Below are 24,222 nucleotides of genomic sequence, written 5' to 3'. Positions count from 1 at the left end.
GCAGGCAAGCCCCGTAAACCGGTGCCAAAACAAGGCTCTAGCGAACTCATCAGCAATTGTGAAATCCATGAATTGGCATAAGACACAATTGTTTTTCGCAAGTGATTGATTTGCTTTCAGTTTTCACGCTATACTCTTGTTTTTCCAAATCTGGATATTCTTAAGGAGTGCACTATGGCACGTGTCTGCCAAGTTACCGGCAAGGGAGTGATGGTTGGCAACAACGTCTCCCACGCTAACAACAAAACCAAGCGTCGTTTCCTGCCGAACCTGCAGAACCGTCGCATCTACGTGGAATCGGAAAACCGCTGGGTCTCCCTGCGTCTGTCCAACGCCGGTCTGCGCGTGATCGACAAGCTCGGCATCGACGCCGTGCTGGCCGACATGCGTGCCCGTGGCGAAAAAGTTTAATTAGGGAGCTATCATGGCAAAAACTGGCCGCGACAAAATCAAGCTGGAATCGACCGCAGGTACCGGTCACTTCTACACCACCACCAAGAACAAGCGCACCATGCCGGCGAAGATGGAAATCACCAAATTCGACCCGAAGGCACGCAAGCACGTGATCTACAAGGAAACCAAGATCAAGTAATCGATCTTGTTTCTACGAAAAAGCCGCCCGCTTCGACTGGCGGCTTTTTTATTGCCGAGTCCGGCACGCCCCGGCGCGAATACAACACGGCCTTGACTCGGCGCAGCGCGATCGAGTGCGAATATTGCAATATGCGCTCGGCCGTGAAAGCATGGGGTCTTGCCGACTTCACCACGAGCCAGCATGCATCCGCTGCTGAAACTGCCTGTGTCGTCCCTCCTCGCCGCCAGTGTGCTGGGCGCCCTGCCCGCGCACGCCCAGTCGAGGGGTCCCGAGGGCGTGCCGATGGTCGAAGTCAAGGCCGCCGCTTGCATGCGCGTGCTCCCCTACCGCCCCCTGTTTTATCCGATGGCCAAGGCGGTCCAGAAAAGCCTGCTAGGGCGCGCCGCGCTGGCGGTGCAGCTGCGGCCCATCCGGGCCGGCATCCGCACCGACGACCTGGCGCTGTGGCTGGAGGGCGGCGGTGAATCGCTGCCGATGCGCGCCGACGAACACGGCCTGTACATCGTGCCGGTCGCCGACCGGATCGCGCAGGAGGACGGCGGCTTCTTGATCAACAAGCATCCGTCCGAGCTGCGCGCCAACCTGGTGCTCATCCCGACCCTGGCGCCGGATGCCTGGACCATCGGCGAAATGCGGCGCCTGCTGCGCGACGTGCACGCCACCATCGATCCGCTCGTGCCCTGGCACCACCGCTTCCTGAACTGGGCCGCCACGCGCAGGCTGGGCGTGTCGGTGTGCAGCCTGTCGCCGCGCGCCCAGGTCGAGGTCGTCGACGGCACCCGCCTGCTGGCGCGCTACCCCACCAGCGAGCCGGCCCGCAACCACGCGAATGCCCCGGTGTATTGCCACCGCTTTACCGGCAACGAGGATTTCGACCCGCGGGCGCGGCTGGTGCTGCCGGAAGATGCGCAGGTGCTGCTGATTTAAAAAATCTTGCGACGAAAAAAAGCGGCTCCCGAAGGAGCCGCCCTTGTTGCGACACGAGCCGCTTATGCGTAGCTGCGCAGGCGCAGTGAGAAGTCCTGCAGCGACTTGATGCCCGAGGCTTCGGCGCGTGCGCACCAGTCCTGCAGCTGCTGCAGCAGCTGGTCGCGGGTCGAGTGCGAACGTTCCCAGATCGCGCCCAGTTCCACGCGCATCTGGTGCATGGTTTCCAGCGCCTTGCTGTGCTGGAACAGCTCGACCAGTTGCTGCTTCTGCGACTGTTCCAGCTTGGCCGGTTCGCGTTGCATCAGCTTGCGCGAGCTCTTCAGGAAGCGCGCTTCCAGCTCGGCCTTGTGCTTCAGGTGCTCGAATTCCTCGTGGAAAGCGTGGCGCACCGACTTGGCATACTTCGCCATCACGTCGTAGCGGTTGGCGATCACCGACTGCAGGGTGTCGAGGTCGGCTACCATCTTGTCCTTGGCAAACTTCGGCGCCGGCGCGACCTTCTTCACCTTGGCCAGGCGCAGGGTTTCCAGGATGCGGATATAGCCCCAGCCCAGGTCGAACTCGTACCATTTGCTCGACAGCTTGGCCGAGGTGGCGAAGGTGTGGTGGTTGTTGTGCAGTTCCTCGCCACCGATCAGGATGCCCAGCGGGAAGATGTTGGTGGCCGCATCGCTGCAATCGTAGTTCCGGTAGCCCCAGTAGTGGCCGATGCCGTTGATGATGCCGGCCGCGGTGATCGGGATCCACATCATCTGGACCGCCCACACCGAAATGCCGATGACGCCGAACAGCGCGACGTTAATGAACAGCATCAGCACCACGCCCATGGCGCTGTGCTTGGTGTACAGGGTGCGCTCGATCCAGTCGTCCGGGGTGCCATGGCCATACTTCTCCATGGTTTCCTTGACCTTGCTTTCGGCACGGTACAACTCGGCGCCTTCGAACAGCACCTTGCGGATGCCGCGGGTCTGCGGGCTGTGCGGATCTTCCTCGGTATCGCACTTGGCGTGGTGCTTGCGGTGGATCGATGCCCACTCCTTGGTCACCTGGCCGGTGGTCAGCCACAGCCAGAAGCGGAAGAAATGGCTCGGGATCGGGTGCAGGTCGAGGGCCCGGTGCGCCTGGTGGCGGTGCAGGTAGATCGTCACGGCGGCGATCGTGATGTGCGTCAGCACCAGCGTGGCAAAGAAAACCTGCCAACCGGTGAAGTCGAGCAGGCCGGTCGACAGGAAGGTCAGCACGGCTTGCACGGGTTCGCTACTCAAGAAATTCATTCAGTCTCCATGGATATCGCGTCGACACGCCGACAGTCGCGGCGCTCGCAACCCGACATTTTACGCGGTTCCAGTGACCCACGGCACGCTTAAGAGCGCTTGTGCATGCCTTATTTCAAGGAGCAGTCGGGGTTCGCGCCACAACTGATGTAATGTGGGCATCAAGCAGCCGCGTATCCATGGACGGATGGCCAAGTTTGATCTCGCCTGTCTGTACAAGCGCATAGATCTTCCTGTTCACATCCGAGATCGGCCCGCCCTGCCCGTTCTCCGGATCGCCGAGCCAGAAACCGACTTCGAGCTCGTAGCCGTCTTGCGCGAAGGCATTGAGCAACACATTCGGGGCCGGCTGCTCCAGCACGCGGGGCACGCCGCGCGGCAGCGATTCCAGCAGCGGCATGAGCGTCGACAGATCGCTGTCGTAGGACACGGTGATCTTGGTCACCGCGCGCACGTTGCGGTTGGTCGAGGACTGGTTCAGCACCACGCCGGTGATCAGCATTTCGTTCGGTAACAGGGTCTGGGTGCCGTCGGCGCCGCGCAGCACGGTGTAGCGCGTATTGATGCGCGCTACCTTGCCCGAGTATTTATCCAGCGTGATGGGATCGCCGATCGTCAGGCTGCGTTCCAGCAGGATGATGAAGCCGGACACATAGTTACTGGCAATGCGCTGCATGCCGAGACCGAGGCCGACGCCCAGTGCGCCGCCGAATACCGACAGCACGGTCAGGTCCAGGCCTGCCAGCGACAGGCTGAACAGCACGGCCACGAGGATCAGCACCGCCCGGCTCATGCGCGCCAGCACGACCTTGATCGAGCTGTGCATGCGTTCCACATGCATCAGGCGCTCTTCCAGCGCAGCGCCGGCCCACAGCGCCAGCATCATCAGCACCACGATCGAGACCGTACCCTCGACCAGGTCGGCCAGGGAGAGCCTGTGCTTGCCGATCGGCAGTTCGGTCTTTTCGAAGTAGGCGATCACATCCGGCAGCACGCCGACGATGTGCAGGGCCACGCCGAGCCAGACCACCAACGCGAAGATTTTCTCGAAGGTCTGCAGTGCTTCGCCCAGCTGGCCGCGGCGCGCGAACACCCGGCGCAGCAGGTAGAAGAAGGTGCGGATCACCGCGAACGAGGACGCCAGCGGCACCGCGATGTCGAGCAGGTGCACGCTCTGGTAGTGCGCCATGACGGCGCGCGTGGTCACCAGGAGGCCCAGGATCAGCAGCGGCGGCAGCACGCGGCTGAAACTGGCCATCCCCAGGCCGATCAGGCCCTGGTGCTGGTCCTGGTGGCTGGCCAGCCAGGAACGGTGCATCAGCCGCGCCAGGCCCCAGCCGACCCCGACACACAGGACGATGGCAAGCGCCTGCCACAGGATGGCAGGCTGTCGGATATCGCCGAGCAGGTCGGCCAGCAGTTGCTGGAGCGGCATGTGTCAGCGTTATTCCTCGGCTTGGGCGACTTCCGACTCGTCCGCCGGCGCCGCCTTGACCTTGGCCTTGCGCTCGAGCACGGCGGCGAAGAAGCCGTCGGTCTGGTGCTTGTGCGGCAGCATCTTGAGGTACTGGTCCATCTCGAGCGGAATCTTCTGCTCGGCCAGCACCTTGTTCATCGGCACCAGTTCAAAGTCCGGATGGGTAGCCAGGAACTGCTCGACGATCACGTCGTTCTCTTCGTTCAGCAGGCTGCAGGTGGCGTACACCAGGCGGCCGCCGTTCTTGACCAGGCGCGCGGCGCCGTCCAGGATCGAGGCCTGCTTTTCCTGCATCTCGGCCACGGCTTCCGGCTTCTGGCGCCACTTGACGTCCGGGTTGCGGCGCAAGGTGCCCAGGCCGGAGCACGGCGCATCGACCAGCACGCGGTCGATCTTGCCGGCCAGGCGCTTGATCTTGGCGTCGCGCTCGTGCGCGATCAGCTGCGGGTGCACGTTCGACAGCCCGCTGCGCGCCATGCGCGGCTTCAGCTTGGCCAGGCGCTTCTCCGAGACGTCGAAGGCGTACAGGCGGCCGGTATTGCGCATGGTCGCGCCCAGGGCCAGGGTCTTGCCGCCGGCGCCGGCGCAGAAGTCCACCACCATCTCGCCGCGGCGCGCGCCGACGATCTGGGCCAGCACCTGGCTGCCCTCGTCCTGCACCTCGATCGCGCCTTCCTTGAACAGCGGCAGGTTCTGCAGCGCCGGCTTCTTCAGGACGCGCAGGCCGAGCGGCGCGTAAGGCATCGGCTCGGCGGCGATCGGTGCCTTGGCCAGTTCGGCGATGACTTCGTCGCGATTGGCCTTGATGGAGTTCACGCGCAGATCGAGCGGCGCCGGGGTGTTCAGCACGGCGGCCAGTTCCAGCGCTTCGGCTTCGCCGAATTGCGCCACCAGCTTGTCGTACAGCCAGGCCGGCATATTGGCCTGCATCTGCGGCGGCAGCAGCGAACGGTCGACTTCCTTGACGCGGGTGAGCAGATGGGTTTCGTCCTCGCTCAGGCCGCCCAGCGCGTCGATGCCCACGGTTTCGGCCAGGCCCAGCAGGGCCAGCTTGCGCATCGAGGGCGTGTTGCCGGCGCCGGCGAAGTCGGTATAGAAGGATTTGTTGCGCAGGACGGCATACACTGCCTCGGCAATGACGCCGCGCTCGCGGCCGCCGAAACGCGGGTGGTCCTTGAAGTAGCGCGACAGGGTGACGTCGGCGGGCGACATAAAGCGCAGGATCTCGCGCAATACCTCTTCGGTATTGCCGATGATCGCTGGAGGCAATCTCATGGTGTTCCTTCGTTAAATTCTGGTGGTTTAGGCGAGTGCGCCGTCCTTGATGCGCACGTCGCCGTTTTCTTCAATACTGAGCCTGTCTTCGACGAAGAGGCGCACCGCATACGGGTAGAGCTTGTGTTCTTCGACGAGGAGACGGGCTGACAGCGTGTCCTCGGTATCGTCGGGCAGCACGGGAATGCGCGCCTGCGCCACGATCGGACCGTGATCGAGCTCGGCCGTCACGAAATGGACGGTCGCGCCATGCTCCTTGTCGCCGGCGTCGATCGCCTGCTGGTGCGTCCCCAGGCCCGGGTACAGCGGCAACAGCGACGGGTGGATGTTCAGCATGCGGCCGGCGTAGTGCTCGACGAAAGGCGCCGTCAGGATGCGCATGAAGCCGGCGAGCACGACCAGGTCGGGAGCGAAGCGGTCGATCGTTTCCTGCAGCGCCGCATCGAACTCGGCGCGGCTGGCGTATTCCTTGTTGGCCACGACCGCGGTCGGAATGCCGCGCGCCTGCGCGTATTCCAGGCCCTTGGCTTCCGGCTTGTTGCTGATGACGGCAGCAATCCGCGCCGGCCAGCCTTCGCTTTCCATGGCGCGCACGATCGCTTCCATGTTGCTGCCACGGCCGGAAATCAGGATGACGATATTTTTCATACCGCGCATTGTACCGTATCACCGACGGGCAACCGTCGGCGAGTGGGAGGGGGTCCTGCCAGAGCTTCGGCCTCAGGCCGGGATGGCGAACGAGTAGAATACCCGGAACGGGACCTTCTTTTCGGCCCAGAATTCGGCTGCATCGCGGAAGACGTCGAGCAGGTTCTCGCGCGCTTCCTTGTCGAATTTTTGCGCGCTTGGCAATTGCTCGAGGACGACGAGGAAGCCCGGCTGGGGGCCGGCCTCGGCAACAGTTTCAGTGAGGCATTTACGCAGCGCGTCAAAATTCTTGCTGCAGGGTTTGGGGAAATAAAAGTTTTCGCCGATGCGGGCGCACACCTGCTGCTTGGTCAAGGTGTTGGCACAATGTGCATACAGGAAGTGCTGACCCAGGCGCGCAGCCTCCTGCTGCAGCTCGGCGACGCGGAAGGCGCGGATCGACTGCACAAGATTGGGCGGCACTCTCATCAACAAACTCATTTTTTCCTCAAGTTGACCAGGTCGGTGTGATGTGGCGGTTTACGCACCACTTGCGCGACGGTTGGCATCCGCCGCATTCATCTCTCCCGCTGTTGTTTCCATGCGCCAATAAAAGACCCTTAGTGTGTAAGGGTAACGTTTTGTGGTATTGGAAGCAACCCAAATGTGATTACAGGAATTGCATTTGTAAAAATTAGTATGCGCTCGTCTGTATAAATTACGCCTTTCACAACAGCCCTGTCATTCTTGCGCGAAGCAGAAAATGCTTGCGTTGCTGTTACATTTTGTTGCCACGTGGATTGGGTTGAGTCCGGCGGATCGGATTACCATAGGAGGCATGAAAGTCCGGTCGGTTCCCTCCCCCCACCAGACTCGTCGATTGCCCACTACGAGGTAGAACATGAACATTCAAGCCAAACTGATCATTGCCGCCATGGGCCTCGCCACGCTGCCGCTGGCCCAGGCCCAGGATTTCGAAGACTTCGGCCGCGTGGTGCGTGTCCAGCCGCGCCTGGAAGAAATCCGGATCCCGCGCCAGGAATGCCGCACCGAATACGTGCAGGTGCCGGTGCAGCAGCAGCGCGGCGTCGGCGGCGGCATCGTCGGCGGTGTCGTCGGCGGCCTGCTCGGCAACCAGGTCGGCAGCGGCAGCGGCCGTGTCGCCGCCACGGCGGCCGGCGCCATCGCCGGCGCCATGATCGGCGACCGTTCGGAAAACGCCAACCGCGGCGGCCCGGCCGTGCAGGAACAGGCCGTGCGCCAGTGCCGCACCGTCGACAGCATCGAGTCGCGCACCAACGGCTACGACGTCACCTACGAGTTCCGCGGCCAGACCTACAACACGGTCATGAACCGCGATCCGGGCAACCGCGTGCGCCTGCGCGTCTCGGTCCAGCCGATCGATTACTGATTCCTGCGCCGGCCGCGCGCCGGCAACCCGCAGCGCCTGCCGAAGGCGTGCTTGCGCTGCGGGAACCCCTCCCCCGATAATAGGGCGATTCAACCAGGTTGCCCTATGCTCATCAAACGCAAATCCATCGAACAGGCCGAATCCTCGCGCCGTCCCGCGCGCAAGCCCAAGTTCGCCCCCGTCACCCTGTCCGAACAGGACGGCGTCCGCTACCTTCATTTCGGCACCGAATGGGTGCAGGGCGCGATGCGCATCCGCAAGCCCGACTGGCCGGAGCTGGAATACGCGCAGCAGATGATGGCCTGGATGCTGTTCATCGAATCGCCGCGCGCCATCGCCCAGCTGGGCCTGGGTGCTGCTACCTTGACCAAGTTCTGCTACCGCCAGTTCCCTGACGCGAGCGTCACCGCCGTCGAGCTCAATGAATCGGTGATCAATATCTGCGCCTCGATGTTCAAGCTGCCGCCCAATGACGAGCGCCTGAACGTGCTGGAAATGGATGCGATGGATTTCGTGCTCGATCCGGCCAACCACGGCGCCTTCGACGTGCTGCAGTGCGACCTGTACGACGCCACCGCGCGCGGGCCGGTGCTGGACACGCCGGAGTTCTACCAGGCCTGCAACGACTGCCTGGCGGACGGTGGCATCATGACCGTCAACCTGTTCGGCGACCACCCGAGCTTTGCCAAGAACCTGAAGGCCATGAAGTTCGCCTTCGAGCACGTGATCTGCCTGCCGGAAGTCCACGACGGCAACGTGGTGGCGCTGTGCTTCAGGAACCGCCCGCAACTGGACAAGGAAGCGCTCACTCACCGTGCGGCCCAGATCGTAGCAAGCACCAAGCTGCCGGCGAAGTCCTGGGTCAAGGGCATCCTCGCCGCCTGAACCACCTCCATTATCGGGAGCCGAACGTGAACACGCATGCCGTCCCCGCTTCTTCCAAGACGCCGCGCCTGCGGGCGCTCGACCTGCAGTCCATCTTCTCCTGGCTGCTGGCGGACGGCATCGTCACCAAGGAGAACGTCAAGGCGCTGTTCGCGCAGGCACAGGGCATCCTGAAGAGCGCGGCCGGATCCATGCATCCGCTCACGGCCGTGGCCCAGTGCAAGCTGGTGTCAAACCTGCCGCCGCACCGCCTGTTGACGCTCGACATGCTGACCGAATGGTGCGCTAGCAAGGTCGGCCTGCCCTTCATCCGTATCGATCCCTTGAGAATCGACTTCACCAAGGTGGCGGACGTGATGTCGGCCAGCTATGCGGCGCGCTTCAATATCCTGCCGGTGGAAATGACCGGCTCGACGCTGGTGGTGGCGACGGCCGACCCGGCCAATGTGGAATGGGAAGCGGAAATCGCCAAGCTATCGCGCCGCAAGATCGAACTGGTGCTGGCCAATCCGCTCGATATCGCGCAGTACATCTCGCAGTTCTTCAGTCTGGCCAAATCGATCCGCGACGCCAACCGCCATACCGGGCAGGACCTGGCGATGCGCAACAATTTCGAGCAGCTGGTCGAGCTGGGCAAATCGAACAAGCAGTTCGATGCGAACGACCAGCACATCGTCAACATCGTCGACTGGTTGTGGAGTTATGCCTTCGAGCAGCGCGCATCGGATATTCACCTGGAACCGAAGCGCGAGTTCGCGACCATCCGCTTCCGCATCGACGGCGTGCTGCACCAGGTGTACCAGGTGCCGGCGGTCGTGATGATTGCGATGACGGCGCGCATCAAGCTGCTGGGGCGGATGGACGTGATCGAAAAGCGGCGGCCGCAGGATGGGCGAATCAAGACCCGCACCGCCGGCGGACAGGAGGTGGAATTGCGCCTGTCGACGCTGCCGACCGCCTTCGGCGAAAAGCTGGTGATGCGTATTTTCGATCCGGAAGTGGTCGTCAAGACGCTGCCGGAACTGGGTTTTCCGCCGGACGATGCGGCGCGCTGGGATGCGCTGACCAATCGGCCGCATGGGATCATCCTCGTCACCGGACCAACGGGGTCGGGCAAGACAACGACCTTGTATACGACGCTGAAGGCGCTGGCCACCAGCGAGGTGAACGTGTGCACGGTCGAGGATCCGATCGAGATGGTCGAAGCTTCCTTCAACCAGATGCAGGTGCAGCCGGGAATCGACTTGTCGTTTGCCGATGGCATACGCGCGCTGATGCGGCAGGATCCGGACATTATCATGGTGGGCGAGATTCGCGATCTGCAGACGGCGGAGATGGCGATCCAGGCGGCGCTGACGGGACATCTGGTGTTCTCTACCCTGCATACGAACGACGCGCCGGCTGCGGTGGTACGCCTGCTGGAACTCGGGGTGCCGGATTATCTGCTGGAAGCGACCTTGATCGGCGTGATGGCGCAAAGGCTGGTGCGAACGCTGTGCCCGGACTGCAAGGCGCCTGGCGGCGAACTCAGTGACGAGGTGTGGCAGGGCATCGGGGGAGCCTGGAATATTCCGAAGCCTGCCTCGGTATATCGGCCGATCGGGTGTCCGGAATGCCGGCAGACGGGGTATCGGGGGCGGACGGGTATCTATGAACTCTTGAGCGTGAGCGAAGGGTTTGCGCGCGTGGTGCGGGAATCCGGCGAGATCCAGAAGCTGCGCCAGCAGAGCGTCGCGGATGGCATGAAGCCCTTGCGCATCGCGGGGGCGATGAAGGTGGTCGAGGGCGTGACCACGGCGGATGAGGTGCTGAAGGTCACTGCGGCGCTGGTGTGATTGCTGTCTTGTTCAGGTAGCACTAGCGCAAACCGGAATGCCCGGCTATAATGCTGCCTCTTTCGGGTCGTTAGCTCAGTTGGTAGAGCAGCGGACTTTTAATCCGTTGGTCGCTGGTTCGAGCCCAGCACGGCCTACCAGAATTAGTTGTAGTAAAGAAGGCGTTACGAGTGATCGTGACGCCTTTTTTGCATCTGCGTCAGTCCGCTCCATGCGCGCAACGCGCTTCCAGCCGGCGTGTCGTGCCGCACAGAAGAAAAACCGGCGAGGATGCTACAGTTCCCGCACCATCCAATTCGAGGTGTCCGGTGAAATATCTACAGAAAATCAGCAGCCTCGGTTACGTTTTTATCGCCCTGCTGTTCTTCATCTGCGGCTATGGGCTGATCGTGCTTGCCGGCATGGAAATCTGGTCGACCCTGTTTGCTCCCGACAAGGAAACCGTGCAGGAGCGCTTCCAGCTCATCCTCGAATGCGTGGGGCTGCTGACCATCTCGGTTGCCGCCTTCGAGCTGGGCCAGACCGTGCTCGAAGAAGAACTGCAGCGCGAAGTGCACGTCAGCTCCCCCACCCGCCTGCGCCGCTTCCTGTCGCGCTTCCTGATCGTGGTGGTGGTATCGCTGGGGGTCGAGTGCCTGATCGGCGTGTTCACCTTCCTGCATACCACACCCGAACTGCTGCCGCAGGCGGCGTCGATCGGTATCGCCGCGGCCGTGCTGCTGGCGAGCTGGGGCTTGTTCGTGCGCCAGAACGTCGAAGCGGAGAAGCTCGAGCCGGAAGCGATGCACCAGGCGCAGGAGGAAGACAAACACGTGGAAACCTGAATTGTCTTCGTGCCGGCGCAGATTCGCTCAGGAAGTTCTTGGAAAATCGCAAGAGTGCCGCTATAATCTTGGCTTCTTCGGGTCGTTAGCTCAGTTGGTAGAGCAGCGGACTTTTAATCCGTTGGTCGCTGGTTCGAGCCCAGCACGGCCTACCAAAGATTAAGCAAGGAAGGCGTCATGAGCAATCGTGACGCCTTTTTTGTTTTCCGTGTCCTGTCATGCCACAGACCATCGCTTCCCCCGTCCACGTCGAACTCGTCATCAAGAAGAGCCGTTTCATTGCCTGCGTCCAGCCGATGCCGGACAGGGCCGGCGCCCAGCAGGTCGTCGCCAGCCTGCGCGCCGAGCACCCCGGCGCCGCCCACGTATGCTGGGCCCTGCTGGCCGGCGGCCAGTCGGCCGCGGTCGACGACGGCGAACCGAGCGGCACCGCGGGACGCCCCATGCTCGACGTGCTGCGCCACCAGGACCTGGAAGGCGTGCTGGCCACCGTGGTGCGCTACTTCGGCGGGGTCAAGCTGGGTGCGGGCGGCCTGGTGCGCGCCTATACCGACAGCGTGGCGCAAGCCCTCTTGCTGTCGCAGAAGGTGCCGATCATCAAGCTGCAGGCCATGCGCTGCACGGCGCCGTATGCGCTCGAAGGCATGGTGCGGCGCGAACTCGACGCCGCCGGCGCCCACCTGGACGCGGTGGCGCATGGCGACGAGGTCCTGTTCGACTTCAGCCTGCCCGCGCAGGACGCCGGCGCGCTGCGCACCCGGCTCGACAATGCCGGCCACGGCCGCATCGCCTGGCCAGACATCGACGAGTAAGGGTTAGTACGTACTTCATACCAGGCCGCTATACCTGTCATCACGACTCAAAAGCGGACTGGGCGCGCATCAAGCGCTATAGTGGCCGATCCTCCTCGCCACGCGCAGCGCATCTTGATCAAGAAAAGCCTTCTTCCCCTCGCCCTCGGCGGCTTCGGCATCGGCATGACCGAATTCGTCATCATGGGCATCCTGCCCGACATCGCCGGCGGCCTGCAGATCAGCATCCCCCAGGCCGGCTACCTCATCACGGCCTACGCGCTCGGCGTCGTGGTCGGCGCGCCGACCCTGGTAAGCCTGATGGCGCACCGCCCGCCGCGCAGCGTGCTGATCTGGTTCATGCTGATGTTCACGCTGTTCAATGCGATGTCGGCCTTTGCGCCGAACTTCGAAGTGATGATGCTGTCGCGCTTCATGGCCGGCCTGCCGCACGGCGCTTTCTTCGGCGTCGGGGCGGTCGTCGCCAGCCGCCTGGCCGACGAGGGCAAGGTGGCCGCCGCATTGGCGACCATGTTCACCGGCCTGACGCTGGCCAACGTCGTGGGCGTGCCGGCGGGAACCTGGCTCGGCCACAACATGAGCTGGCGCGCCGTGTTCCTGGTGGTGGCGGTGATCGGCCTGCTCACCGTGCTGGCCCTGCGCCAGCTGGTGCCTTTCATCGAGGCCAAGGGGCGCACCAGCCTGAAGCAGGACCTGCGCATCTTCCGCAGCCCGGCCCTGTGGCTGGCGCTGGCCATCACCTCGATCGGCACCGGCGGCTTCTTCGCCTTCTTCAGCTATATCGCGCCGCTGTTGACCGAAGTCAGCCACTTCAAGCCGTCGACGATCCCGATGGTGATGACCGTGGTCGGCGTCGGCATGACGGTGGGCGTGAACCTGGGCGGCCGCCTGGCCGACCGCGTGCCGCCGCTGCAGGCCATCCTGATCCTGCTGGTCACGATGACGGGCCTGCTGCTGTGCAATGGCCTGTTCGCGAGCTCGCAGGCGGCCATGCTGGTGCTGGCCTTCGCCACCGGCGCCAATGCGCTGGCATTGGGCCCGCCGATCCAGATGCTGCTGATCGAGCACTCGCGCGAAGCGGAAATGCTGGGGTCCTCGCTGGGTCAGTCGGGCTTCAATATCGGCAACGCCCTCGGCGCCTTGCTCGGCGGGATTCCGCTGACCCTGGGCTATTCCTATGCCTCGCCACAATGGGTCGCGGCCGGCCTGGCCCTGTCGGGTGTCCTGCTGGCCCTGGCGATGCTGGCGCAGGGCCGGCAGCAGGCGCGCGCCTGCGCCTGCTAAGCGCTCAGGCAGCCAGCCCGGGCGCTTGCACGAGCTCCTTGCGGGCCTTCCTGCGGCCGGCGACGGCCATGGCGGCGCCGGCAAGCATCAGCGCCAGCGTGCCCGGTTCCGGCACGTCCGTCATCGGCGGCGCCACCACGATGTCCCGGAAACCGGCGAGCTCGGTGGGGGCGAAGTAATGCTTGGCATTGACCTGGATGGTCGAGTCCCAGCTGTTCACCACCAGTTGCCCATTGATCACGCCCCAGTTGGCGGTAACGGCCGCCTTGGGCGCCAACACGCTGCCGATGATGCCTTTCAGATTGAGCGCCATGGCATCCGGAAAATTGAACAGCACGTTGTAGTTGCGTAGCGGCTCGAAGCTGATGCCGCCGTCGTTGAAGGTGGCGGAGTTGCCGCTGACGTTGAAGATCAGGGTCTGGCCCGCCACCAGCTTGTCAAGGCTCCAACTGCTCGAGGTCCGAAACATGTCGGCTGACACATTGAACACGTCGACACCGCCCTTGCCGCTGCCGCTGACACGCACGCCGCTCCACAGCGTGCTGACGCTGCCGCTTGCCTCCAGCTTGGCAAGGTCCTCCGACAGGCTGAGGTAGTAGGCCGAAGCGGCGGCGAAGTCGACCGGGCTGGCGCTCGTGCTTTGCGGCCTGGCGGCGTTTTCCAGCGTGGTCTTGCCGCCGGCATAGATCTGGCCATGGTTGATCGAGCCGCTCGACAGCTTGATGTCGCCCTGGGCAACAAGCGCGTGATTGCCGAATGCGGCCTGGCGCTCGGCATTGATCGAGTAGGAAGCGATGTCGACGTTGCCACCTCGCGCTCTACGACTTATGGAAGAGGACGGGATGGGCTAGACCAGCGTGGCGTCGCCCAGCGCCTGGGCGGTCTCGGCCGCTTCGCTGCGCAGGACCTGCAGCGTCGCCGCCTCGAGCGGCCCGGCTTCGTGGTCCTCAAACGGGCTGCCCAGCGGCGAGTCGACCAGCGCATAGCGGTTCGCCAGCAGCAGCGTGTCGAGCAGGGTGTGCGGCGCCGGGTTCAGGACGCCGTCGCGCAGTCCGCCGACGGCCTCGGCCACATCCGCGGGAATCGCGAGTTTGCGCATGATCTCCAGGCTGGCCACGTCCTCGACCAGCACGCCCCAGTTCTCGGTATCGTCCTCGAGCAGGCCGGGGAACTCGTCGGCGCGCGACAGCAGGTAGAAGCCGCCGACCTCGTGCACGATGCCGGCGAACAGCGCGGTGTCGGGATCGACTTTGGTGACGTGGCGCGCGATGCCCTGCGCCAGCGCCGCCACCTGGGCGCTGTGGGTCCATAATTGCTCGGCCTTGGCGCGCAGCACCCGGTCGGCGATGCGGTGGCCGAACTGGCGCACCATCAGCGCCGCCACCAGGCCGCGCAGGCGGCGGTAGCCGATGCGCAGCACGGCCGCCCGCACATTGCTCACCTGGACGCCGCCGGCAGCCCCGTAGGCGGCGGTATTGGCCAGCGCCACGGTGCGCGCTGCCAATTGCGGTTCGGACAGCACCAGGCGGATCGCTTCGTCCACATGGCAATCCGGATCGTCCAGGGCCAATTGCAGGCGTAGCACGGCATTCACGCTGGTGGGAAAGGTGATGTCCCCACGCGCGGCCTGGGCGGCGATATATCCGAAGGCTTCGAGTTTGTTCACGGGGCAATTATAAGTCGGTCCGGCCCGGGACCGGCAGGTGTTGTGGCCAAAAAGAAAAAGCCCGCACGGCAGGCGTGCGGGCTGTCCGTCTTGCACGACGATTATTTGACCTTCAGCGTGCTCTTGACGCGGGTAACGCCGTCGACGCCCTTGGCAACCTTCTCGGCACGTTCGGCTTCGGCCTTCGAGTCGACGAAGCCGCTCAGCATGACGACGCCCTTCTCCGTCTCGACCTTCACGGCCAGCGCGCTGGTGTCCTTCTCGGCGGCCAGGCCGGCTTTGACCTTGGCGGTGATCGCCGCGTCCGACATGTTGGACGCGGTGCGCGAGCGGGCGTTCTCGGTCTTGTCGGCCGCGTTCGAGGCGGTCGCGCGGGTCTTGTCGCCGGCGTTCTCGGCGGCGCGCTCGGTGGTGGCGGCGGCGCCGGCGGTCAGTTCCCTGGTCTTGTCGGCCACGTTGCGGCCGGCTTCCTTGGTCTTGTCGACCGCGCCGGCGATGGCGTTACGGGTCTTTTCGCCGGCACGCTCCAGGGCCGTATCCGGCTTGTCCTTGTTCTCGACCAGGCAGGCGGTCTTGTTGCCCTTCTCTTCGCACTTCTCGACCGCGGCCGACTTCACCGGGTCCTTGGTGTCGGTCGACGCGACCAGGCCGGCGCTGCCGGCGGCGCCCGCGGTGGCGGCGGTGCTGCCGCTGCCGCCGGTGGTGCTGGCGCGGGTGTCGCGCTTGCCGTCGATCTCGGCCAGGGCGGCGGTGCGCACCGACTTGGCGGTGTTCATGCAGCTGTCCTTCTGGTTGCCCTTCATGGCATCGCACTTCTCTTCGGCCAGCTCATACTCGGCCTCGGCCAGCTTGCGGTGTGCGGCATTGAGACGGTCCGGGGTGTTGTCGTACTTCTGCGCAGCGGCCAGTTCGGCTTTGGCGCGGGCGACGTCGGCCTGCTCTTCGCAGACGTCTTCCTTGGTCAGGGCATCGCACTTGTCCTTGGCAACGTCATGCTCTTTCTCGATCTTCTGCATGGCCGCGCGGTAGCCGGCGGCGTCGGACTGGGCAAAAGCGGGAGCAGCGACGATGGTGGCGCCGGCAACGGAGGCCAGCAGGGTGGCGAGGAGTCGGTTCATGATGTGTCCCTTGTGGTAGGTTGTTGTGATGACATCATTAGACGCCCTACACCCGACAACATCTGTGCGACAACGAACGCTCATCCTCCTCGGCATGCATTTGGCGGCCCGGACTGTTGCTGCGAGGCCGCGCGCGCAGGTTCATTCGGTGGCCAGCAGGCCTTCGCGCCAGAGCCCGTCGACGTCATCGAAGGGCGCCTCGGCCTTGCCGAACGCGGCGGCGTCGCTCGCCAGGCGCACCCAAGCGCGGGTGTCGTGGCCGCTGCGCGGCACCGCCACCTTGGCGCGCACGCTGGACAGCCAGCGGTACACGTGCGCATACTCGTCCGGATTGCTGTGCCGGATCCAGGCCAGCGCGGCCAGGTCGGCGAAGCCTTCTTCGCGGCGCGTCTCGCGCATGGCCTTCGACGCCGCCAGCAGCGAGGCGTCAAGGGCGCGCTCGTCGCCCACCTCGACGAAGCCGGCCGGCAGCGCATGCCAGGCACCCTGCACATAGCGCCAGCAGTGCGCGATCTCGTGCGCCGCCATGGCTTCGATCAGCACCCCTTGCTGCGCTTCCGGAATGCCGGCCAGCACGGTCTCGGCGTCGGGGTTGTTGCGCAGGGACATGACCAGCTTGCAGCGGCCCTTGTCGAAACCCATCGCCAGCGGCACGTCGCCGGGACGCGGCTGGGGCTGGACGGTGATGTCGAGGGGAAGCTTGAGTTGCTGGGAGTAGGCCAGCACCGGTCCGGCGGCGCCGAGCCAGCGCTTCTCCAGTGCGGTCAGCTCGGCGGCATGGAGGACGGGCGCTGCCGTGAGGGCGCAGACCGTGGCGATGATCAGGGGCTTGAACACGAGAATTCTCCCAAGGACGATGAAATGCCTATCGGCAATTCTAGCCCGTGAGAAAGCCCCACTTTCGGGAATATTTTTCTCTGTTTTGAGAAGGATAAACTTGTCAGTTTTGCTTTGGCGTATCCGCTTCGCCCGTGGGCAGCACCGGCGCAACCATGGCCGCGAGGCGCTGTGCCTCGGCTTCCATGGCGGCAGCGGCAGTCGATGCCTGCAGCAGGGCCGTGGTGCGGCGCGAGCTCTCGGTCTGGGCTCTAGCCTGGCCCTCCTCCAGGCCGATCGCGGAGGTCACCGCCGTGACGCGCGCCACGGCATTGGCGATCGCCTGCAGGGCGCCGGCGTCTTCCATGTGGGCCACCGGACTGCCGACCAGGTCGCGGATATCCTTCACCACCGCACTCGAACGCAGCGCCAGCGCCTGCAACTCCTCGACCACGGCGGTCTGCTCTTCGTCGTGCTCGCCGGTGCGCAGCGCCTGTACCGCGGCGTCGAGCGCCAGGATATTGGCGCGGAAGGCCAGGCCGTCGATGGCGCCGACGATGTCGTCGACGCGCTTCGGCGCGGCTTCCGCCGGCGCGGCCGGAGCGGCTTCATCCAGCGCGGGCGGCGCCTCCTTCTCACGCGGCAGCCCGCGCACGACATACCAGGTGCCCGCCACGGCCGCCGCCACGGCGCCGGCGCACAGCAGCACGATCCATTGCGCGAATCCGGACGCCAGCTGGCGCGCCGAGGCCATGTCGTCGGCCGCGAGCTTCTGCTCGAGTTCGATAAAGCGGTTCAGGCTGGCGAGCCAGTCCACGAAAGCCGGCGCTGCCTGCTGCGACAACAAGGTGGCCGCCTCGCGCGTCTCTCCCAGCGCATGCAGGGCGATCACGCGGTCGACCAGCGTACGGGTGCGGCGCTCCTGCTCCTTGATGGCGGCCAGGGCCTCGAGTTCCGCGGGCAGGATGCCCGGCAGTTCGTGGAACAGCGCGTTCAGCGGGGAAGCGGCGCGCGCGTAGGCGTCGGCCAGGGTCTTGAGACGGGCGATCGGGGCCGCGGCGGCGACGGAATCGGGGGCCAGGGCGACGTCACGCAGCGCGATCGCACGATCGTGCACGCTGCTGCGCAGTTCGAAGGCGTAGCGCAGCTTGATGCCGCTGACGTCGTCGATGCGGAACAGCATCTGCTCGATCTGCCCCGCGCGCGCTGCGGCCAGCACGGAGAGCGCGATCATCAGGAGGATCACGGCGCCGTAGCCGATGGCCAACCGCGCGCCAGTGGTAAGGGGCTTCGTCGTCATGTTCTGTCTTTCTGTAGCCTGGGAATTTCCCCCAAGCAATGCAGTGACTATAACATGCTCCCTGTATGGATTGACGGAGCTTTCAGTTTAGTTTAAGTAAAACCGGCGGCACTGTTGCGTCCACACCAATGCCGCCGTTTCTCTGCTTACTTCGTCAGTGCCGCCGCCGTCACGAAGTTCGGACGGATGTCGTTCGGCACGCTCGACTTGAGGCGGTCGAGCGCCTTCTGCACTTCTGGACGGATGACCACGTACTTTGCCATCATCGCCTTGGCGGCCTCGTAGTCGCCGGTGGCTTCGATGGTCAGGAAATCGCGGTCGAGGTCGGCAACCGCTCCCTTGATCTTCTTGAAGTCCACCGAGAACGTGCCGTCGCTATTGGCCACGAAGGCGCCCTTGTCGAGCAGGTAGTTCATCTGGATCGCCATGCCGCGCGCGTGCGAGGAAGTCAGGCCGAAATGCAGTGTGCGGAAAGCGGAGGCCAGGAAGGTGTTGTACAGCTTGCGCTCGGCCAGGCTACCCTGCCCCAGCGTGTCCTTCAGCAGGCCCTTGTCCATCATGTAGCCCAGCGCCCACAGGCCGGTGATGTCGGCCTTGGCTTCCTCGATGGTCGAATAGGTGTCCTTCAGGTCCTGGCGCGGGGTCGATTCCTTGCCATTCTTTTTCGTCGTGTGCGGGCCAAGGCCGTGCATGATCTCGTGCGCCAGGATGTGGGTGAAGAAGGAGTCGAAGTCGAGGTCCTTCTGGTCTTGCGCACGCAGCACCAGCTTCGAGATGGGTTTGAGGGTCGATTCGAACTTCGCTTCCTGCACGTTCTTGAGCATCACGCGCTTGGAGCCGCGCTCGCGGATCACGCGCTCGTCGTTCGGCAGGTTGTAGGCGGCGGTCTGCACGCCCATGTTGCCGTCGCCGGCGCCGAATACCTGGTTGACCACCACCATCGGGGCGATCGCGCCGACCTTCGGGTTGCGGTACTGCTTGGCCAGCGGCAGGTTGTCTTCCAGCTCCTGCAGGTGCTTGCCGAAGAAGGCCAGCTTCTGCGTTTCCTTCTGGTCGCGGATGCTCACATAGGCTTCGAACGCAGCCTTGTAGCCGAACAGCTCGTCGTTATAGGTCTCGTACGGGCCAATCGTGACGTCGACTGGCGAATCCAGGTCCATCCAGGCGAAGTCCGAGGCCAGGTAGTCGTTGGACAGGAAAGCATCGGCGCGCAGCGTCAGGAATTTCTTGAGCGAGGCGTTGTCGGTGAGCGCGGCGGCTTCGCGCAGCAGCTTGGCCAGTTTCTCGAGGTCCGGGCGGTATTCGTCCGAATACTTCACGGTGCGGAACTTGCCGTCCGGACCGGTACGGATGACGGTGAAGAACCATTGGGCATCGGCCTTCTGCGCTGCCGGCAGGCCGTTCATCCAGCCCTCCAGCGCTTCCTTGCTCGCGTTCTCCGGGTAGAAGTTGGCGCCCAGCGGCTTCTTGGCCGGGATCTTGATGCCGGCATATTCGGCGGGCATGAAGGACCCGTTGTCGTCGAGGCTGGACCACGGGCCCTTGTTCAGCCAGAAGGCGTTCTGGCGCGCGCGGCCGAGGTCCGAATTGTCCTTCTGCATGGCGGCCCACAGGGCTTCGTTGCCGGCCCAGCGCTGGCGCAGCTGCAGGGTGTCGATGATCCTGGCCGCTTCGATCAGCTTGGCCATGGCGGCGCGGTCGCCTTTCGAGAGCTTCGAGGTGTCGGCCTTCAGCTCGGCCGGTGCGAAGCGCTTGGCCATGGTGCTCAATTGGGCGACCGTGGCGGGTTCGGCATAAGCGCTGCCGATGGCAGCAAACAACACGAGAGGAGCGAGGAATTTCTTCATGGTGTCCCTAGTCAAATAGTTGTAGTCCGGCGATTGTAATCGCTTGTCCCGTCATTGCCCTTGTTGGGCGTCCAGCCGGGGCCCCGTGTACTGCATCAGCAAGCCTTTCGGCCCCACCGCCCAGCCCTGCGCCGGGCCGGCAAAGCCGACCGTGTTCATCGGCGTCTTGTCGAGTTCCTTCCAGGTGCGGCCGGCGTCCGGCGAGTAGCCCGATCCGGCCAGGCCGGCGGCCACCAGCGTGCGCGGCGCGCCGGGCACCGGCACCACCACCGACATGTAGCCCGCGGGCGCCACCTGCACCGACGTCCAGCTGGCGCCGCCGTCAACGGTATAGGCGCCGTTGGTGCCGGCCATGCGGGTTTCCTTGTAATCGCCGCCGGCCGCGAAACCTTCTTTCTGGTTCAGGAAGGCCACCGAAAACACGCCGCGCGCGGCGGCGCCGGCCGGGATCGGGGTCGACGACACGCGCCAGGTCTTGCCGCGATCACGGGAGTGGAAGACGCGCGAACTGGCGCTGCCGCCGGTGGCGATCCAGGCGTCGCCTGTGCCGGCCACCGTGAGGCAGGTGCCGCTGGCGGCAAAGGCGCCCTCGTTCGGCATGGCCTCCAGCCCCCTGGCGGCGACTTCCTGCCAGCTGCGGCCGCCATCGCCCGTGGTGTAGACCTGGAAGCTGCCCTTGACCGGATCGCCGAACAGGATGCCGTTGTCCTTGTCCCAGAAAGCCATCGCGTCCCAGAAGCCCTCGGCCACCGCGTTCGTGGTGACCAAGGCCCAGGTCGCGCCGCCGTCCTCGGTACGATAGATGCGCGAGGCCGCGCCGGGACCCGCCCCCATCACGACGGCCGTCTCGGCGTCGAAAGCGTGGATGTCGCGGAAGTCGATCTTGTCGGCATCCGGCACCTGCATCGCCTGCCAGGCCTTGCCGTCGACGGTGCGCAGGACGGTGCCCTTGGCGCCGCTGGCCCAGGCGACCTTGCTGCTCACGACGGACAGGCCGCGCAGTTCGGCGCCGGTGCCGCTCGGGACGGGCTGCCAGGATTGGGCGGAGGCTGCACTGGACGCCAGGAGGGCGGCGATGAGCAGGGCACGTGCGGGCAGGGACATGGTGCGGATCCTCGTATGGTTGAGTATCCACCCATTGTAGCCTGCCGCCAGAGCCCTGCAACTCTGGCTTAGATGCCGGGTTTCGCGATCGTGGCGAGCGCCTCGCCCTGCTCCCAGCCGCCGCCGAGCGCGCGCGCCACGGCCACGGTGGCCAGCAGGCGCTGGGTGCGGATCTGCGCCGCCGCCCGGTCGGCCGCCAGGGCGTTGCGCTGGGCATCGGTCACGTCGAGGTAGGTCGACACGCCGCGCTCGTAGCGCGCCTGTGCCACCAGCAGGGCGCGCGCCGCGGCCTGCTGGGATTGCGCCTGCACCTCGCCCTGCTGCTGGCGCTGCTGGACGTCGGACAGCGCGTCTTCCACTTCGCGCAGTGCGGTCAACAGGCGCGTCTGGTGATTCGCCACCGCTTCTTCGTAGCGCGCTTTGGACAGCGCCAGGTTGGCGCGGTTGCGGCCGCCGTCGAATACTGGCAGCGACAGCGCCAGCGGACCGATCGAGAACTGGCGCGCACCGCCGCTGGCGAGGTCGCGCAGGTGTCTTGATGCGAAGCCGAAGTTCGAGGTCAGCGAAAGCGACGGATAGAAGGCGCCTTCGGCCACGCCCACCTGCGCATTGGCCGCCTTCAGCTGGGCCACGCTGGCGGCCAGGTCGGGACGCTGTTGCAGGAGGCTGGCCGGCAGGCCGACCGGAATGCTGGGGGGCAGGGGCAGCTGTGCGCCGGCGCTGTCGGCCAGCACGGGCTGGCTCGGCGAAGCGCCCACCAGCGTGGCCAGCGCGTGCTCGACCGCATTGCGCTGGCGCTGCACCTCGTGCAGGTCGGCTTCGGCATTGGCGCGCTCGATGCGGGCGCGCGAGACGTCCAGCTCGTTCGACAGGCCGGCCTTGAAGCGCGCTTCCACCAGCTCCTGGGCTTCATGGCGGGCGTCCAACGCCCCCCGCAGGATCGCCAGTTCGGCGTCCAGGCCGCGCAGCTGCCAGTAGGACTGGGCCACCTGGCTCGAGAGCATCAGGAGCACGCCGTCGCGATCAATCTGGGCCGCCAGCGCCCCGGCGTCGGCCGCTTCCACCACGCGGCGCACGCGGCCCCACAGGTCCAGTTCATACGAGAGCGAGGCGCCGACGCTGAAATTGTTGCCTTCGATCGAGCGCCCGCCCAGGGCGATGCCCTGCGCGGTCTCGGCCGAGGTACGCGAATTCGACACGCCCGCGCTCACCGCGACATTCGGCGCCTGGCCGGCGCGCACCACGCCCAGCTGGGCCTGGGCCTGCAGCAGGCGCTGCGCCGCAGCCTGCACGCCCGGGTTGTCGCGCAGGGCGCGCCCCTCCAGGCTGTCCAGGGTGGCGTCGCCGAACACGGTCCACCACTGGGCCGGCAGGCGCGCCGCCTCATTCGTGGCGCTAGCATGCCGGTAGGCCGCAACGGCTGCGCCGGCGGGCGCCTTGAAGTCGGGGCCGACGGTGGCGCAGCCGCCCAGGGCCGCGGCCAGCGCGGAGACGAGTACAAGCTTCTTCAACATTTCATTCTCTCTCTATCAGTGTGCGCCCGAGGCGCCGCCCGGCGACTTGACCTTGTCCGCCAGCCAGATCGCGGCGATGCAGCCCAGCAGCACCATGCCGATAATCAGGAAGCCGTCGTTGTAGGCCATCACGTAGGACTCGCGCCGCACGATGCGGTCGACCACGGCCAGCGCCTGGCCGGCGGCCGTGGCCGGGTCCATGCCATTGGCAATGAAACCCTGGGTCAGCGCATCCAGGCGTGCCTGGGTCGCCGGGGCATAGCTCGACACCGCCTCGCCCAGGCGCGCCGAGTGGAAGTGCTCGCGCACCGTCAGCGCCGTGGCCAGCAGGGCGATGCCGATCGAGCCGCCCAGGTTGCGGGTCATGTTGAACAGGCTCGAGGCCGAGGGCATGTCCTTCGGCGCCAGGCCCTGCATCGCGAAGTTCGACAGGGTCAGCATCACGAAGGGCTGGCCGACCGCGCGGATCACCTGGGTCACCATCAGCTGGTCATAGCCTGTGGTCGCGTCCATGAAGGCGTTCATCAGGCAGGAGCCGCCGAACAACAGCAGGCCGAAGGAACACAGGATGCGGTTGTCCACTTTCGAGGACAGCGCCGCCGCGAAGGGCATCACCAGGAGCTGCGGCAGGCCGACCCAGGCGATCACTTCGCCGATCTGCATCGGCGTGTAGCCCGCGATCTGGCCGAGATACAGCGGCAGCAGGAACGAGGACCCGTATAAACCCATACCGGTCACCGCCGACAGCACGGTCGCCACCAGGAAGTTGCGCTGGCCGTAGAGGCGCAGGTTCACGAAGGGATCGGGTCTGGTGAAGCTCACCGCCACCCAGCCCAGGATGCCCACCAGCGACAGCGAAGCGAAGGTGACGATGAAGGAGGACTCGAACCAGTCCTTCGAATTGCCCTCTTCCAGGAAGATGGTCAGGCAGGCCAGGCCCATGGCCATCAGGCCGATGCCGAGCCAGTCCGCGTTCACCAGCGCCTTGAGGTTCGTCTTTTCGCGGTCCATGCCGTACACCAGGCCGGCGATCAGGAGCACGCCCGGCACCCAGTTGATGTAGAAGATCGAGGGCCAGCCGTAGATCTCGGACAGGTAGCCGCCCAGGGTCGGGCCCATGGCCGGCGCCAGGGTGGCGGTGAGGCCGAAGATCGCCATGCCGACCGCGCGCTTGGAAGCGGGCAGGCGCGTCATGACGAGGGTCATCGCCATCGGGATCAGGGCGCCGCCGGTGAAGCCCTGCAGCATGCGGAACACGATCATGCTTTCCAGGTTCCAGGCCGCGCCGCACAGGGTCGAGAACAGCAGGAACAGCGCCGTGGTGCCGATCATGTAGGCGCGCGCACCCAAGGCGCGCGTGAACAGCGCCGTCATCGGGATCACGACGATCTCGGCGCACAGGTAGGCGGTCGAGATCCACGAGCCCTCTTCCTGGGTGGCCGACAGCGAACCGAGGATGTCGCGCAGCGAGGAGTTGGTGATCTGGATGTCGAGCACCGCCATGAAGGCGCCCAGCATGCCGGCGGCCACCGCGATCCAGGTGCGCGCGTCGATGCGGGCGCCGTTGGCCGGCGCTCCCGGCATCGCGCCAGGAGGAGCGGCCTTGGTGAGGCTGGTCATCGTCTTTC

23 protein-coding genes and 2 tRNA genes are annotated in these 24,222 nt (G+C 65.2%); 11 read left to right on the top strand and 14 right to left on the bottom strand.

The window, feature by feature from the left end; genetic code table 11:
• Positions 1-174: 174 nt before the first annotated feature.
• From rpmB to FG94_RS18525, 3 genes are all read left to right on the top strand, one after another.
• Positions 175-411 (top strand): 50S ribosomal protein L28, encoded by a 237-nt coding sequence (gene rpmB / locus FG94_RS18535; RefSeq protein WP_005665737.1) that lies wholly within the window; start codon positions 175-177, stop codon positions 409-411.
• A gap of 13 nt (positions 412-424) precedes the next feature.
• Positions 425-592 (top strand): 50S ribosomal protein L33, encoded by a 168-nt coding sequence (rpmG, locus tag FG94_RS18530; RefSeq protein ID WP_005665735.1) that lies wholly within the window; start codon positions 425-427, stop codon positions 590-592.
• Between the two features lie 183 nt (positions 593-775).
• Positions 776-1,522: a hypothetical protein gene (locus tag FG94_RS18525; protein ID WP_036214594.1), complete on the top strand. Its 747-nt coding sequence runs from the start codon at positions 776-778 to the stop codon at positions 1,520-1,522.
• A gap of 62 nt (positions 1,523-1,584) precedes the next feature.
• Here the strand turns inward: FG94_RS18525 and FG94_RS18520 are convergent, their stop codons facing one another.
• The 5 genes from FG94_RS18520 to FG94_RS18500 all read right to left on the bottom strand — a co-directional run bounded on the left by FG94_RS18520 (position 1,585) and on the right by FG94_RS18500 (position 6,679).
• Positions 1,585-2,799, bottom strand: a complete 1,215-nt coding sequence (locus FG94_RS18520; protein ID WP_036214591.1) for a fatty acid desaturase — start codon at positions 2,797-2,799, stop codon at positions 1,585-1,587.
• A gap of 115 nt (positions 2,800-2,914) precedes the next feature.
• The gene (locus FG94_RS18515; protein WP_036214588.1) at positions 2,915-4,234 is read right to left on the bottom strand and encodes a mechanosensitive ion channel family protein; all 1,320 of its coding nucleotides are present in this window, start codon (positions 4,232-4,234) and stop codon (positions 2,915-2,917) included.
• Positions 4,235-4,243: 9 nt separating this feature from the next.
• Positions 4,244-5,551: an RsmB/NOP family class I SAM-dependent RNA methyltransferase gene (locus FG94_RS18510; RefSeq protein WP_036214586.1), complete on the bottom strand. Its 1,308-nt coding sequence runs from the start codon at positions 5,549-5,551 to the stop codon at positions 4,244-4,246.
• Positions 5,552-5,578: 27 nt separating this feature from the next.
• Positions 5,579-6,199: a phosphoribosylglycinamide formyltransferase gene (gene purN, locus FG94_RS18505; protein WP_036214583.1), complete on the bottom strand. Its 621-nt coding sequence runs from the start codon at positions 6,197-6,199 to the stop codon at positions 5,579-5,581.
• Positions 6,200-6,271: 72 nt separating this feature from the next.
• On the bottom strand, positions 6,272-6,679 hold the full coding sequence (locus FG94_RS18500) for a barstar family protein (RefSeq protein ID WP_027865202.1): 408 nt from the start codon (positions 6,677-6,679) through the stop codon (positions 6,272-6,274).
• Positions 6,680-7,079: 400 nt separating this feature from the next.
• Between FG94_RS18500 and FG94_RS18495 the strand changes: the two genes are divergently transcribed.
• From FG94_RS18495 to FG94_RS18460, 8 genes are all read left to right on the top strand, one after another.
• Positions 7,080-7,589, top strand: coding sequence for a glycine zipper 2TM domain-containing protein (locus FG94_RS18495; protein ID WP_036214580.1), 510 nt, complete (start codon positions 7,080-7,082; stop codon positions 7,587-7,589).
• Between the two features lie 105 nt (positions 7,590-7,694).
• Positions 7,695-8,474 carry a spermidine synthase gene (locus FG94_RS18490; RefSeq protein WP_036214577.1) on the top strand — a complete coding sequence of 260 codons (780 nt, stop codon included), beginning with the start codon at positions 7,695-7,697 and terminating at the stop codon, positions 8,472-8,474.
• Between the two features lie 191 nt (positions 8,475-8,665).
• Positions 8,666-10,309: a GspE/PulE family protein gene (locus FG94_RS18485; RefSeq protein WP_373965389.1), complete on the top strand. Its 1,644-nt coding sequence runs from the start codon at positions 8,666-8,668 to the stop codon at positions 10,307-10,309.
• 64 nt (positions 10,310-10,373) lie between these two features.
• Positions 10,374-10,449: transfer RNA gene (locus FG94_RS18480), tRNA-Lys, on the top strand.
• A 168-nt stretch (positions 10,450-10,617) separates the two neighbouring features.
• Complete coding sequence (locus FG94_RS18475; protein ID WP_036214574.1) at positions 10,618-11,133, top strand: hypothetical protein; 516 nt, start codon at positions 10,618-10,620, stop codon at positions 11,131-11,133.
• A 79-nt stretch (positions 11,134-11,212) separates the two neighbouring features.
• Positions 11,213-11,288, top strand: a tRNA-Lys gene (locus tag FG94_RS18470).
• A gap of 63 nt (positions 11,289-11,351) precedes the next feature.
• Positions 11,352-11,945, top strand: a complete 594-nt coding sequence (locus FG94_RS18465) for a YigZ family protein (protein ID WP_036214571.1) — start codon at positions 11,352-11,354, stop codon at positions 11,943-11,945.
• Between the two features lie 114 nt (positions 11,946-12,059).
• Positions 12,060-13,229 (top strand): MFS transporter, encoded by a 1,170-nt coding sequence (locus tag FG94_RS18460; protein ID WP_081926078.1) that lies wholly within the window; start codon positions 12,060-12,062, stop codon positions 13,227-13,229.
• A gap of 4 nt (positions 13,230-13,233) precedes the next feature.
• On the opposite strand, the gene FG94_RS26760 is transcribed toward FG94_RS18460, so the two are convergent.
• The 9 genes from FG94_RS26760 to FG94_RS18410 form a co-directional block, all read right to left on the bottom strand.
• Positions 13,234-14,058, bottom strand: coding sequence for a choice-of-anchor A family protein (locus FG94_RS26760; RefSeq protein WP_267872342.1), 825 nt, complete (start codon positions 14,056-14,058; stop codon positions 13,234-13,236).
• 18 nt (positions 14,059-14,076) lie between these two features.
• A complete protein-coding gene (locus FG94_RS18450; protein ID WP_036214565.1) occupies positions 14,077-14,895 on the bottom strand; it encodes an HDOD domain-containing protein in 819 nt (272 codons plus the stop codon).
• Positions 14,896-14,996: 101 nt separating this feature from the next.
• A complete protein-coding gene (locus FG94_RS26155) occupies positions 14,997-16,013 on the bottom strand; it encodes a BON domain-containing protein (protein ID WP_051996909.1) in 1,017 nt (338 codons plus the stop codon).
• A 141-nt stretch (positions 16,014-16,154) separates the two neighbouring features.
• A complete protein-coding gene (locus FG94_RS18435; RefSeq protein ID WP_036214562.1) occupies positions 16,155-16,850 on the bottom strand; it encodes a hypothetical protein in 696 nt (231 codons plus the stop codon).
• A 103-nt stretch (positions 16,851-16,953) separates the two neighbouring features.
• Entirely contained in the window at positions 16,954-18,129 is a 1,176-nt protein-coding gene (locus tag FG94_RS18430) for an MCP four helix bundle domain-containing protein (RefSeq protein ID WP_081926071.1), read from the bottom strand.
• A 146-nt stretch (positions 18,130-18,275) separates the two neighbouring features.
• Positions 18,276-19,976, bottom strand: coding sequence for a DNA mismatch repair protein MutT (locus tag FG94_RS18425; RefSeq protein ID WP_036214557.1), 1,701 nt, complete (start codon positions 19,974-19,976; stop codon positions 18,276-18,278).
• Positions 19,977-20,027: 51 nt separating this feature from the next.
• Positions 20,028-21,080, bottom strand: coding sequence for a hypothetical protein (locus FG94_RS18420; RefSeq protein ID WP_036214554.1), 1,053 nt, complete (start codon positions 21,078-21,080; stop codon positions 20,028-20,030).
• Between the two features lie 68 nt (positions 21,081-21,148).
• Entirely contained in the window at positions 21,149-22,594 is a 1,446-nt protein-coding gene (locus FG94_RS18415) for an efflux transporter outer membrane subunit (RefSeq protein WP_036214551.1), read from the bottom strand.
• 15 nt (positions 22,595-22,609) lie between these two features.
• Positions 22,610-24,214, bottom strand: a complete 1,605-nt coding sequence (locus FG94_RS18410; protein WP_036214549.1) for a DHA2 family efflux MFS transporter permease subunit — start codon at positions 24,212-24,214, stop codon at positions 22,610-22,612.
• Positions 24,215-24,222: the final 8 nt, after the last annotated feature.

Origin of the sequence: Massilia sp. LC238 (genome assembly GCF_000735635.1) — a bacterium.
Taxonomy (GTDB): Bacteria; Pseudomonadota; Gammaproteobacteria; order Burkholderiales; family Burkholderiaceae_D; genus Telluria; species Telluria varians.
Note: the sequence above shows the minus strand (reverse complement) of the source record. Positions and strands in the feature narration are given on the sequence as shown.

Coding starts and splice junctions, on each gene's coding strand:
- rpmB (WP_005665737.1), top strand. CDS start 175: ATGGCACGTGTCTGCCAAGTTACCGGCAAGGGAGTGATGGTTGGCAAC.
- FG94_RS18490 (WP_036214577.1), top strand. CDS start 7,695: ATGCTCATCAAACGCAAATCCATCGAACAGGCCGAATCCTCGCGCCGT.
- FG94_RS18510 (WP_036214586.1), bottom strand. CDS start 5,551: ATGAGATTGCCTCCAGCGATCATCGGCAATACCGAAGAGGTATTGCGC.
- FG94_RS18495 (WP_036214580.1), top strand. CDS start 7,080: ATGAACATTCAAGCCAAACTGATCATTGCCGCCATGGGCCTCGCCACG.
- FG94_RS18425 (WP_036214557.1), bottom strand. CDS start 19,976: ATGAAGAAATTCCTCGCTCCTCTCGTGTTGTTTGCTGCCATCGGCAGC.
- FG94_RS18430 (WP_081926071.1), bottom strand. CDS start 18,129: ATGACGACGAAGCCCCTTACCACTGGCGCGCGGTTGGCCATCGGCTAC.
- FG94_RS18520 (WP_036214591.1), bottom strand. CDS start 2,799: ATGAATTTCTTGAGTAGCGAACCCGTGCAAGCCGTGCTGACCTTCCTG.
- FG94_RS18420 (WP_036214554.1), bottom strand. CDS start 21,080: ATGTCCCTGCCCGCACGTGCCCTGCTCATCGCCGCCCTCCTGGCGTCC.
- FG94_RS18465 (WP_036214571.1), top strand. CDS start 11,352: ATGCCACAGACCATCGCTTCCCCCGTCCACGTCGAACTCGTCATCAAG.
- FG94_RS18515 (WP_036214588.1), bottom strand. CDS start 4,234: ATGCCGCTCCAGCAACTGCTGGCCGACCTGCTCGGCGATATCCGACAG.
- FG94_RS18415 (WP_036214551.1), bottom strand. CDS start 22,594: ATGTTGAAGAAGCTTGTACTCGTCTCCGCGCTGGCCGCGGCCCTGGGC.
- FG94_RS18525 (WP_036214594.1), top strand. CDS start 776: ATGCATCCGCTGCTGAAACTGCCTGTGTCGTCCCTCCTCGCCGCCAGT.
- FG94_RS18485 (WP_373965389.1), top strand. CDS start 8,666: ATGCATCCGCTCACGGCCGTGGCCCAGTGCAAGCTGGTGTCAAACCTG.
- purN (WP_036214583.1), bottom strand. CDS start 6,199: ATGAAAAATATCGTCATCCTGATTTCCGGCCGTGGCAGCAACATGGAA.
- FG94_RS26155 (WP_051996909.1), bottom strand. CDS start 16,013: ATGAACCGACTCCTCGCCACCCTGCTGGCCTCCGTTGCCGGCGCCACC.
- FG94_RS18410 (WP_036214549.1), bottom strand. CDS start 24,214: ATGACCAGCCTCACCAAGGCCGCTCCTCCTGGCGCGATGCCGGGAGCG.
- rpmG (WP_005665735.1), top strand. CDS start 425: ATGGCAAAAACTGGCCGCGACAAAATCAAGCTGGAATCGACCGCAGGT.
- FG94_RS18500 (WP_027865202.1), bottom strand. CDS start 6,679: ATGAGTTTGTTGATGAGAGTGCCGCCCAATCTTGTGCAGTCGATCCGC.